Origin of the sequence: Pseudomonas sp. PA-7-1E (genome assembly GCF_021605325.1) — a bacterium.
GTDB classification, from domain to species: domain Bacteria; phylum Pseudomonadota; class Gammaproteobacteria; order Pseudomonadales; family Pseudomonadaceae; genus Aquipseudomonas; species Aquipseudomonas fluorescens_BV.
Window position 1 is genome coordinate 35376 of sequence record NZ_WKFA01000044.1, and the last position, 11232, is coordinate 46607.

Annotated in this window: 12 protein-coding genes; 6 read left to right on the top strand and 6 right to left on the bottom strand. The window is 60.2% G+C overall.

The window, feature by feature from the left end:
• The first annotated feature begins 28 nt into the window (after window positions 1–28).
• The gene (locus tag GIW79_RS22190; RefSeq protein ID WP_072446771.1) at window positions 29–1273 is read left to right on the top strand and encodes a lipoprotein-releasing ABC transporter permease subunit; all 1245 of its coding nucleotides are present in this window, start codon (window positions 29–31) and stop codon (window positions 1271–1273) included.
• A 108-nt stretch (window positions 1274–1381) separates the two neighbouring features.
• Here GIW79_RS22190 and GIW79_RS22195 read toward each other — a convergent pair whose 3' ends face one another.
• Window positions 1382–2731, bottom strand: coding sequence for a heavy metal sensor histidine kinase (locus GIW79_RS22195; RefSeq protein WP_236454387.1), 1350 nt, complete (start codon window positions 2729–2731; stop codon window positions 1382–1384).
• Window positions 2728–3408 carry a heavy metal response regulator transcription factor gene (locus GIW79_RS22200; RefSeq protein WP_020302902.1) on the bottom strand — a complete coding sequence of 227 codons (681 nt, stop codon included), beginning with the start codon at window positions 3406–3408 and terminating at the stop codon, window positions 2728–2730. Before GIW79_RS22200 ends, GIW79_RS22195 begins: the two co-directional genes overlap by 4 nt.
• Before the next feature lie 260 nt (window positions 3409–3668).
• Between GIW79_RS22200 and copI the strand changes: the two genes are divergently transcribed.
• A complete protein-coding gene (gene copI, locus GIW79_RS22205; RefSeq protein WP_236454390.1) occupies window positions 3669–4190 on the top strand; it encodes a copper-resistant cuproprotein CopI in 522 nt (173 codons plus the stop codon).
• A 66-nt stretch (window positions 4191–4256) separates the two neighbouring features.
• Window positions 4257–5087, top strand: coding sequence for an NADPH-dependent 7-cyano-7-deazaguanine reductase QueF (queF, locus tag GIW79_RS22210; RefSeq protein ID WP_034126657.1), 831 nt, complete (start codon window positions 4257–4259; stop codon window positions 5085–5087).
• A 135-nt stretch (window positions 5088–5222) separates the two neighbouring features.
• Here queF and GIW79_RS22215 read toward each other — a convergent pair whose 3' ends face one another.
• The gene (locus GIW79_RS22215) at window positions 5223–5489 is read right to left on the bottom strand and encodes a DUF4404 family protein (protein WP_057975699.1); all 267 of its coding nucleotides are present in this window, start codon (window positions 5487–5489) and stop codon (window positions 5223–5225) included.
• 111 nt (window positions 5490–5600) lie between these two features.
• Window positions 5601–6209 carry a hypothetical protein gene (locus GIW79_RS22220; RefSeq protein ID WP_034126658.1) on the bottom strand — a complete coding sequence of 203 codons (609 nt, stop codon included), beginning with the start codon at window positions 6207–6209 and terminating at the stop codon, window positions 5601–5603.
• 195 nt (window positions 6210–6404) lie between these two features.
• Between GIW79_RS22220 and GIW79_RS22225 the strand changes: the two genes are divergently transcribed.
• Window positions 6405–7094, top strand: coding sequence for an MlaA family lipoprotein (locus GIW79_RS22225; protein WP_003189688.1), 690 nt, complete (start codon window positions 6405–6407; stop codon window positions 7092–7094).
• Between the two features lie 137 nt (window positions 7095–7231).
• Here the strand turns inward: GIW79_RS22225 and GIW79_RS22230 are convergent, their stop codons facing one another.
• Entirely contained in the window at window positions 7232–7528 is a 297-nt protein-coding gene (locus tag GIW79_RS22230; protein ID WP_072446768.1) for a PilZ domain-containing protein, read from the bottom strand.
• Between the two features lie 276 nt (window positions 7529–7804).
• Here GIW79_RS22230 and rssB point away from each other — a divergent pair, with 276 nt between their 5' ends.
• Both rssB and rssC read left to right on the top strand, forming a co-directional pair.
• Window positions 7805–8986, top strand: a complete 1182-nt coding sequence (rssB, locus tag GIW79_RS22235; protein ID WP_014717527.1) for a two-component system response regulator RssB — start codon at window positions 7805–7807, stop codon at window positions 8984–8986.
• Window positions 8986–9468, top strand: coding sequence for an anti-sigma factor antagonist RssC (gene rssC / locus GIW79_RS22240; RefSeq protein ID WP_003172602.1), 483 nt, complete (start codon window positions 8986–8988; stop codon window positions 9466–9468). The genes rssB and rssC overlap by 1 nt, the downstream gene beginning before the upstream one ends.
• Window positions 9469–9664: 196 nt before the next feature.
• Here rssC and tal read toward each other — a convergent pair whose 3' ends face one another.
• Window positions 9665–10591 (bottom strand): transaldolase, encoded by a 927-nt coding sequence (gene tal, locus GIW79_RS22245; protein ID WP_003189693.1) that lies wholly within the window; start codon window positions 10589–10591, stop codon window positions 9665–9667.
• Between the last annotated feature and the right edge of the window lie 641 nt (window positions 10592–11232).

Here is an 11232-nt window from a genome sequence, read left to right on the forward strand (position 1 = left end):
TTTTTCATTTTTCCAACGGTGCCCGCGAATGTTCAGACCGTTATCGATTTTCATCGGCACGCGCTATACCCGCGCCAAGCGCCGTAACCGTTTTGTCTCGTTTATCTCGATGACCTCGATGATCGGCCTCGCCCTGGGCGTACTGGCGATGATCGTAGTGCTTTCGGTGATGAACGGCTTTCAGCGTGAAATGAGCTCACGCATCCTCGGCATGGTGCCCCACGCCACCATCGTCGGCGTAAAGCCGATTGATGATTGGCAGCCGGTGGCAGCGGCCGCGATGAAGAATCCGCAAGTCACCGCCGCTGTGCCCTTCACCCAGATGGATGGCATGTTTTCCTATAAGGGCGCGATGCAGCCCATCGAGATCAGCGGCGTCGACCCGGCCCAGGAAGGCAAGGTGTCGATCGTGGCCCAGCACATCGTGCGCGGCAAACTCGACGACCTCAAACCTGGCGAGTTCGGTGTGGTGGTCGGTGATATCACTGCGCGGCGTTTTCGCCTGAACGTGGGCGACAAGCTGACCCTGATCGTGCCGGAGCTCAGCAGCGCCCCGGGCGGTATCACCCCGCGCATGCAGCGCCTGAATGTGGTGGGCATCTTCAAGGTCGGCGCCGAACTGGATGGCTCCATGGCCCTGATCCACATGGCCGATGCCGCTGAAATCCAGCATTGGCAGCCCAACCAGGTGCAAAGCGTGCGCCTGGCGGTGAAGGACCTGTATGCAGCGCCCAAAGTCTCGGCAGATATCGCCGCCAGCCTGGGCGCGGCTTACAAGGCGGATGACTGGACCCACACCCAGGGCAGCCTGTTCAGCGCGATGAAAATGGAAAAGACCATGATCGGCCTGCTGCTGCTGATGATCGTCGCCGTGGCCGCGTTCAACATCATCGCCACCTTGATCATGGTGGTGAACGACAAGGGCGCGGACATCGCCATCCTGCGTACCATCGGCGCCACACCTCGGCAGATTATGGCGATCTTCATGGTGCAGGGTACCGTGATTGGCGTGGTCGGCACCTTGATCGGCGGCGTGCTGGGGGTGATTGCGGCGCTGAACGTGAGTGAGCTGGTGGGCTGGCTGGAGCGGGTGAGCGGGCAGCATATCTTCAGCTCGGATGTGTACTTTGTCAGCAACCTGCCTTCGGAGCTGCAAGGTGGGGATGTGTTGCTGATTTGCTCGGCGGGGTTTGTGTTGAGCTTCTTGGCGACGATTTACCCAGCGTATCGGGCGGCGAAGATTGAGCCGGCGCACGCCCTCAGGTATTCGTAACCTGCTCGTTCCCACGCTCTGCGTGGGAACGCCTCACCGGACGCTCCGCGTCCGCTGTTGGGACGCAGAGCGTCCCTGAATGCATTCCCATGCAGAGCGTGGGAACGATCAGCAGTCGCCATTGGGCAACTTGATCACAAACCTTGTCCAGCCCGCCTGCGACTCACAATAAATCCTCCCGCCATGCGCGCGTACAATCGACTGGGTAATCGCCAACCCCAGCCCCGCATGTTCACTGCTGCCTGCGCGCCTCGACGGGTCGGCTCGGTAGAACCGGTCAAACAGCCTCGGCAGTAACGACGCAGGAATGCCTTCCCCGCTGTTCTCAACCGTCAGTGTCACGCCACTCTCGATCCGCACCCGCACTTCACCGCCCGGTGGGGTAAACCGCAGCGCGTTATCCAGCAGATTCGACAAGGCCCGACGCAACATACCGCGATCGCCCATCGTCTGGGCGGTGCCTTCGCGCACCAGCGTCACCTGTGCGTCCTCCGCCAGCAGGGTAAAGAACTCCAACAGTGCGTCGACCTCATCGCCCAAATCCAGAGCTTCTCGGCTGGGCATCAGCAAGCCGTGGTCAGCTTTGGCCAGGTAAAGCATGTCGTTGACCAGTTGCGCCATCCATTGCAGCTCTTCCAGGTTGCTGTGCAGCGCCTCGCGGTAATCCTCCAGCGGGCGCGGCTGGGTGAGGATGACCTGGGTCTGGGTCAGCAGGTTGGACAGCGGCGTGCGCAGTTCGTGGGCGATATCTGCGCTGAAGGCGGACAGGCGCTGGAACGCATCATCGAGGCGGGCCAGCATGGCGTTGACGGCCTGGGCGAGCTCCGCCAGCTCCACCGGCATTTGCGCTTGGGGTAAGCGTTGCGTCAGGGAGTGGGCGGAGACGCTGGCAGCCACTTCGCCCATGCGCCGCAGTGGTCGCAAGCCACTGCGTGCAGCCCAGGCGCCGAGCAAGGCAGTGGCCAGGGCCGAGAGGCCGACGGTCAGCCAGATCAAGCGTTGCATGCGTTGCAGAAAGTGCTGGTGGTGGGTGATGTCGAGGATCAGGGTCAGTTGTGGCGAATCCAGTTGGCTGGGCGTCAAGGGCGCGATGAATACGCGATAGTCGGTGCCTGCGTATTGCAGGCTGTGCAGGCCGGGTGCTTGGGGCAAGGGAAGGTGTGGTGCGCCGTCCAGCCAACGTTGCCCCGCCCCGGTGATGCGCAAGGCGAGGTCGGGCTGGTGATCGAGTTCGGCGCGCAGTTGAGGGGTTCGCCGGGCGAGGTCTTTCGGTGAGGCGACACCCTGCAAGGTGCTGCGCAGGGCCACCAGTTTGCTTTCGAGCTGTTGCTGGTCCAGCTCCATGAAGTGCGCCTCGCTGGCCCGGTTGAACAACACTCCGGCGATCAACGAGACCATCGCCGTGCAGGCGGCAAACAGCAGCGCCAGGCGGCTGGTCAGGGACAGGCGCTTGATCACGTGAACCGTTCCTCCAGCACGTAACCCATGCCGCGCACGGTGTGGATCAGCTTATTGGGGAAATTGTCGTCGACTTTCAGGCGCAGGCGGCGAATGGCGACTTCGATGATGTTGGTGTCGCTGTCGAAATTCATGTCCCACACCTGGGAGGCGATCAGCGTCTTGGGCAGCACTTCGCCCTGGCGGCGTAGCAGCAGCTCCAGCAGGGCGAACTCCTTGGCGGTGAGGTCGATGCGCTGGCCGCTGCGCTCGACGCGGCGGCGGATCAAGTCCAGGCTCAGGTCGGCCAGTTGCAGCGTGGTCTCCTGCGGCGTGCTGCTGCCACGGCGCAACAAGGTGCGCACCCGCGCCAGCAGTTCGGAAAAGGCGAAGGGCTTGACCAGGTAATCGTCGGCGCCCAGCTCCAGACCATGTACTCGGTCTTCTACGGCATCGCGAGCGGTGAGGAACAGCACCGGGATGTCCAGGCCGGCACTGCGCACCGCCTGCAGGATTTGCCAGCCATCGCGGCCGGGCAGCATCACATCGAGGATCAATAAGTCATAGTCGCCCGTCAGCGCCAAGTGCTGGCCACTGGTGCCGTCGGCCACCAGTTCGGTGGTAAAGCCTGCTTCGGCCAGGCCCTGGCGTAGGTAGTGACCGGTTTTGGGTTGGTCTTCGACGATCAGCAGTTTCATATCGGGCTCTTGATAGGGGCTATGTAGGAGCGAGCTTGCTCGCGAAAAACGCCAACGGTAACGCGGGCTGTCAGGCTTGACGCGTTGTGCTTAAGCCCTTCGCGAGCAAGCTCGCTCCTACAAAAAACATTGGGCTTTATACCGTGCTCGTCAGGGGATGGGCGCAAGCTGACAAAGTTGTAATCTAGCAGTCAGCTGGCTGGCAGCGAGGCCATCTTAAAGTGTTGCCCAAGCTGGATACCTATTTTGGAGAGTGAAAGATGGCGTTGCGTACACCTCTGTTATTGGCAGGCTGCCTGCTGGCGTTGAGTTTCAATGCCCTGGCAGATGCGACTCACACCTACGCGTTCGGCCAGCCGGCCCCGGCGGATAAAGCCACGCGCACCGTTGAAGTCACGCTGCGGGACATTGCCTTTGAGCCCAAGTCCCTGGACGTAAAAGCCGGTGAAACCGTGCGCTTTCTGCTGGTCAACAAAGGCCAGCTGCTGCATGAGTTCAACCTGGGTAACGCGGCCATGCATGCCGCCCACCAGAAAGAGATGTTGCAGATGCAAGCCAGTGGCATGCTCACCGCCACCGGCATGGGCAAGATGGATCACAGCGCCATGGGCCACGGCGACATGGGCGGCATGAAGCACGACGATCCCAACAGTGTGTTGGTGGAGCCGGGCAAGACGGCCGAGCTGACCTGGACGTTCAAGCAGGCCACAGGCCTTGAGTTCGCCTGCAACCTGCCCGGGCATTACCAGGCGGGCATGGTCGGCAAACTGACCGTTGAGTGAGGCGTTTGTTAAGGGGGCGAGCAAAGGCTGGTAGACTGGCGCGGTTTATTTAGCCAGGTTTCCGCCATGCATCCCGCAGCCGAACATTCGCCGCTGGGCAAGTCCAGTGAATACATCAGCACCTATACGCCTTCGTTGCTGTTTCCGATTCCACGCGCCGCCAAGTGGGCCGAGCTGGGCCTGAGCGCCGAGACCCTGCCTTACAAGGGCGTGGACTTCTGGAACTGCTTCGAACTGTCCTGGTTGTTGCCCTCGGGCAAGCCGGTGGTGGCCATCGGTGAGTTCAGCATTCCGGCCGACTCGCCGAACATCATCGAGTCCAAGTCGTTCAAGCTGTACCTCAACTCGCTGAACCAGACCGCGTTTGCCGATACGCAAAGCCTTGAAGCCACCTTGCGCACCGACCTCAGCTCTGCGGCCGGCAAGCCAGTGAGCGTGCGCATTCGCAGCCTGGCCGACATCGAGGCAGAAGGCGTGATGGCGTTGCCGGGCGTGTGCATTGACGGCCTGGATATCAACGTCAGCAGCTACGAACACCCACGCCCGGAACTGCTGCGTTGCGATGATTCGCGCGTGGTGGAGGAGAGCGTGCACAGCCACCTGCTCAAATCCAACTGCCCGGTGACCAGCCAGCCTGACTGGGGCAGCGTAGTGGTGGAATACCGTGGTGCGGCGCTGGATCACGCCAGCCTGCTGGAATATATCGTCAGCTTTCGCCAGCATTCGGACTTTCATGAACAGTGTGTGGAGCGGATCTTCCTGGACTTGCAGCGCTTGCTCAAGCCGGAGAAGTTGACCGTGTATGCACGGTATGTGCGTCGGGGTGGGTTGGATATCAATCCGTATCGCAGCACTGAAAATACCCAGTTCCTGAACGTGCGGCTGGCGCGTCAGTAAGCCTTCATACAAAAAACTGTGGGAGCTGGGTTGCCTGCGATTGCGATCTTTCAGTCCTTCATCAAGTGACTGATACACCGCTATCGCCGGCAAGCCAGCTCCCACATTTGGTTTTGTGTTTGGCTTGGGCTCGTGTTAGATGCCGATATTGCCAAGGGTCAGCACGATATTGCGCAACGTCCCGGCAATGCCTGGATGGTCCAGTTCAAAACCTTCCACTGCCCGGTTCACATCGTCAGCGATGCTGGGCGTCTGGGTGGCCGGTTCCATTTTCAACTGGACTTCGAACTTGGCGATCAACTCTTCCAATGCTTGACGTTTCTCGGCGGGCAACTCGGGATGGTTCTCCAGTTGCTCACGCACAATATCGGCCTGCTGTTGTAACTTCTCGCGATCAGGCATGACGTTCTTTCCTTTTATCGATAGGCACTGGCATAGACCACGGCGCACGGCGAAAGGTCTACGGGCTGACCTGTAGATTAATCCACTGGGGCCAACTGTGTATGATCTCGATCAGGGCTTCTCGCCCTTGAGCTGGCGCAGGCGGATGTCGGCCAGGCAGGTGCCGAGTTCGCCGAGATGGTCGATCACCGAGTGCACGCCCAGGCCATAGAGCGCCACCGTGGCCTTGCCGCGCTTGTGTTCGCGTTGCTGCTCGGTCAGCGCCTGCCATTGCCGGGGCGACAGGCCGCAGAGCGAACCGCAGGAGGCCAGGCCGATGGTCCACAAACCGGCATTCAGGCCCGATTGCAGCAGACGCGGCTCGCCGCTGACCAGTACGCAGCCTTCCAGACGTTCGATGTTCAACTCCATCAGCGCTTGCCAGCAGGCGTGGGGCGCAGGCCAGCGAATGGAGGAGGGCGAGGCGGCCTTGAGCCAGCCAGGCAGGCCGGCGCAGAGTGGCGCGGTCACGGCGGGAGGCAGTTCGTCCAGCCAGGCGCAGGGCACGCCTTGTTCTTTGAGACTGCGCAGGATTTTCAATGCGCCTGGCGTGGCCTCGGCGTCGGCGCAAGGTGAGTCGGTGCGCGCCAGGGAACCAAAATCCACCAGGCAGCCACTCAGGCCAAATAACACGGCGGTCAATGAGGGGGCGGCGGCGACGGCAATCTCGGCGTGTGGCATCTGAGCGTCCCTGAAATAGCTGCCACGCTATCGGGGCGGCATGACAAGGGGATGACACTGTCGGTATTTGTAGGAATTTTGTGCATTTTCCCTAAGACGATTCTAGGTAGCTGCCTAAATCGACACTTCCGTCATATACTGACAGCCTTATTCAGGGCATAGCGCCCATGACAGACCATTCAAGGAGCAAAAGCTATGCGCTGGAGCCAGTACTTCGCTCAGCTATCGGTGTGTGCCACCATCCTGTTGGCACCTTTCGCTGCCCAAGCGGCCTCGGAAGATGACCCGTGGGAAAGTGTCAACCGCCCCATCTTCACCTTCAACGATACCGTTGACACTTATGCCCTCAAGCCAATCGCCCAAGGCTATCAGTTCGTCACCCCACAATTTGTGCAGGACGGCGTTCACAACTTCTTCCGCAACATCGGTGATGTCGGCAACCTGGCCAACAACGTGCTGCAACTCAAGCCGCACAATGCAGGCGTCGACACCGCCCGCCTGTTGGTCAACACCACATTTGGCGTACTGGGCTTTATTGACGTCGGCACCAAAATGGGGCTGCAGCGCAGCGACGAAGACTTCGGCCAGACCCTCGGCTACTGGGGCGTGGGCAGTGGCCCGTACGTGATGATCCCGTTGCTGGGCCCAAGCACCTTGCGTGATGCGCCGTCCAAATACGTCGACAGCTACACCCAACCGTACCGCTACATGAACGATATCGGCTGGCGTAACAGCACCTTCGGCCTCAACGTCGTTGACGTGCGCGCCAGCCTGCTCGACAGCGAGAAGCTGATCAGCGGCGACAAGTACACCTTCATTCGTAACGCTTACCTGCAGAACCGCGAGTTCAAGGTCAAGGACGGCAAGGTCGTTGACGACTTTTAAGCTGTGACGTTTTGAAATGAAAAAGGCGACCTTTGTAAGGTCGCCTTTTTTGTGCGCGCTGATCGTTCCCCACGCTCCGCGTGGGAATGCATCCCGTGACGCACCGCGTCACCTTTGCGCAGGGGCTGGATGTTGCGTTAGCGCATTTTCAGAATCTTGAGGCCCAGATGCTGGTCATCGCCTACCGCTTTGGCCCACACCACCTGGGTATCCGCCTCAAGACCCCTGAGCGCGGCGTGCTCTGAATCAATGCGCACGGTCAGCAGGTCGCCCACAGTGAACTGGCGAGGTGCCTGCACCTGCATGCCGGAACTGGAGAGGTCCACGCAGGTGCCGGCAATCTCCTGCCCGGCATGGATCAAAGACACATCGGCATCTATTCGCATGCGGATGAAATCGCGTTTTTCGGCGTAGTCGCGCTCGTGTTCGCTCACAGCATCCATCCTTACTTTGCGTTGTGGTTGTGAGGGTTCTTATAACTCCCGGTGATTTGCGGTGTAAAGACGCCCGGCGACCATCGGCATGAGCTTGAAACCCCTCACGGATGGGAGTACCGTCTGCGCCTTAGAAGGGCACCTCTGCTTTACCGTTGTGCATGGGCCAAATCCCAATGCTTTGTAGGGCAGAGAGGCTAGAAAGCGAATCCAGTACGTGAGCCCGGCCATTGCCGAGCCGCCTACGCCAACCTAATTCTGGCGCCGTTTGCCCACATGCAAAAAACCAGTGCCACGCTGCTGATTATCGATGACGACGAAGTAGTGCGCGCGAGCCTCGCGGCCTACTTGGAAGACAGTGGCTTCAGCGTCCTGCAGGCCAGTAATGGCCAACAGGGTCTCCAGGTATTCGAGCGCGACAAGCCCGACCTTGTGATCTGCGACCTGCGCATGCCCCAGATGGGCGGCCTGGAGCTGATTCGCCAGGTGACCGACCTTGCCCCGCAAACGCCGGTGATTGTCGTGTCCGGTGCCGGGGTCATGAACGACGCCGTCGAAGCCCTGCGCCTGGGCGCTGCCGATTACCTGATCAAGCCCCTGGAAGACCTGGCCGTGCTGGAGCACTCGGTGCGCCGCGCCCTCGACCGTGCACGCCTGCTCCTGGAAAACCAGCGCTACCGCGAAAAGCTCGAGACCGCCAACCGCGAGCTCGAAGCCAGCCTGAACCTGCTGCAGGAAGACCAGAACGCCGGTCGCCAGGTGCAGATGAACATGCTGCCGGTCAGCCCCTGGACGATTGACGAGTTCAAGTTTGCCCACCAGATCATCCCGTCGTTGTACCTGTCGGGTGATTTTGTCGACTATTTCCGTGTCGATGAGCGCCGCGTGGCGTTCTACCTGGCCGACGTTTCCGGCCACGGCGCGTCTTCTGCCTTTGTTACCGTGTTGTTGAAGTTCATGACCACACGGCTGTTGTTCGAGTCCAAGCGCAACGGCACCTTGCCGGAGTTCACCCCCTCCGAGGTGCTGGGCCACATCAACCGGGGCCTGATCAGCTGCAAGCTGGGCAAGCACGTGACGATGGTCGGCGGCGTGATCGACGAAGAAACCGGTCTTTTGACCTACAGCATTGGCGGCCACCTGCCGATGCCTGTTTTGTACACTCCTGACAGTGTGCGCTACCTGGAAGGGCGTGGCCTGCCCGTAGGCTTGTTTAACGAAGCCACCTACGAAGACCACATCCTGGAACTGCCGCCGACCTTCAGCCTGACGCTGATGTCCGACGGTATTCTGGACCTTCTTCCAGAGCCTACACTCAAAGAGAAAGAAGCCGCCTTGCCCCAAAAGGTCAAGTCGGCGGGCGGCAGCCTGGATGGCCTGCGGCAGGTTTTTGGATTGGCCACGCTAGGGGAGATGCCGGATGATATCGCCCTATTGGTGTTGAGCAGGAATCTTTGATGAGTACCGGAAGAATCCAATTCGCCGAGCAAGACGGGACCTTCGTCCTGAAGTTTGTCGGTGAAGTGCGCCTGACCTTGTGTTCGGCCCTGGATGCGACGATCGAGCGGATCTTCACTGCGCTGAACTTCTCGGCGATCGTGATCGACCTGACCGAAACGCGCAGCATCGATAGCACCACCCTGGGCCTGTTGGCCAAATTGTCCATTCTGTCGCGGCAGAAGGTCGGCCTGTTGCCGACCGTGGTCACCACCCACGAAGACATCACCCGTCTGTTGCAATCCATGGGCTTTGACCAGGTGTTCAACATCGTTGACCGCCCCATCCCGTGCCCGGAATGCCTCACCGACCTGCCGTCCCAGGACCAGTCCGAGGAAGTGGTGCGGGTCAAGGTGCTGGAAGCGCACAAAATCCTGATGGGCTTGAATGAGTCCAACCGCGAAGCCTTCCACGACCTCGTCAACGCCCTCGAGCGGCACTGACGGCCTCCCTGCCCAAACACACACAGTCCAATGTGGGAGCTGGCTTGCCTGCGATTACGCAGTGTCAGTCGATGAAGTGTTGGCTGGCCCACCGCTATCGCAGGCAAGCCAGCTCCCACACTGGACGGCGGTGACACCGACGCACAAAAAAGGGCGACACCCTCACAGGTGCCGCCCTTTTTGCCGCTATCTGCCTTTACAGCTTGGCCGACAACAACGCCTCCAGTTTCTCCTGGTCCCGAGCAAACTGACGAATCCCCTCCGCCAGCTTCTCAGTCGCCATCGCGTCCTCGTTGGACTCCCAACGGAACTGCGCTTCAGTCATATGCACACGGGCCTCACCGGCATGGCCTGGCGCCAATTTGCGCTCCAGCTTGCCTTCATCGGCTGCCAGCTTCTCCAACAGGTCCGGGCTGATGGTCAGGCGATCACAACCGGCCAGTTCCTCGATCTGGCTGAGGTTACGGAAGCTCGCACCCATCACTACTGTTTTGTAGCCGTTAGCCTTGTAGTAGTTATAGATGCGCGTCACCGACTGCACGCCCGGGTCATCGGAACCGGTGTAGTCGTTGCCGTTGGCCTTCTTGTACCAGTCGTAGATACGGCCCACGAACGGCGAAATCAGAAACACACCCGCTTCCGCACAGGCAACGGCCTGGGCGAAGGAGAACAGCAGCGTCAGGTTGGTCTGGATGCCTTCTTTTTCCAGCTTCTCGGCGGCACGGATGCCTTCCCAGGTGGAGGCGATCTTGATCAGCACGCGATCGCGGCTAACGCCGGCTTTGTCGTACAGGTCGATCAGACGATGCGCACGCTTGAGAATGGCGGCCTCGTCAAATGACAGACGCGCATCCACCTCAGTGGAAATACGGCCCGGCACTACTTTGAGAATTTCTTGACCCACCGCCACCGCAAAGCGGTCACTGGCCAGGCCCACATCGCCGTTGCAGTCCTGCACGCACTCATCCAGCAGCTTGGCATAGCCAGGGATCGACGCAGCCTTGAGCAGCAGGGAAGGGTTGGTGGTAGCGTCTTGTGGCTTGAGCTTGGCGAGAGTGGAAAAATCGCCGGTATCGGCTACGACGGTGGTGAATTGCTTGAGTTGTTCCAGCTTGGAAGTCATGGGCGTGCTCTGTCCTGTGGGTCTAGTGACATTACCCGAGCGCTGGCAGGCGCTCAAGGGCGCAAATGCGTTAGGTCGTTTGCGAGGGCAATAACCTGGAAACGGCCGTTTGAATCACCGGCCGTGGTGCTAACTAGGAGGCCAGAATCGCCGACAGGTTCCCCCCAACTGCTCGATGCCCTCCGATCAACTGGGGGAGCCGACTTGCCTGCATGACGCCAGCCCAGCCACTGACATTCACCTGACCCTCATCGGTCAAACTGTGGGAGCTGGCTTGCCTGCGATGACGTCAGTCCAGCCACTGAGATTCACCTGACCCCCATCCGTCAAACTGTGGGAGCTGGCTTGCCTGCATGACGCCAGCCCAGCCACTGACATTCACCTGACCCCCATCAGTCAAACTGTGGGAGCTGGCTTGCCTGCGATGACGTCAGTCCAGCCACTGATATTCACCTTACCCCCATCAGTCAAACTGTGGGAGTTGGCTTGCCTGCGATGACGCCAGCCCAGCCACTGATATTCACCTGACCCCCATCAGTCAAACTGTGGGAGCTGGCTTGCCTGCATGACGCCAGCCCAGCCACTGACATTCACCTGACCCCCATCAGTCAAACTGTGGGCGCTGGCTTGCCTGCCATGAC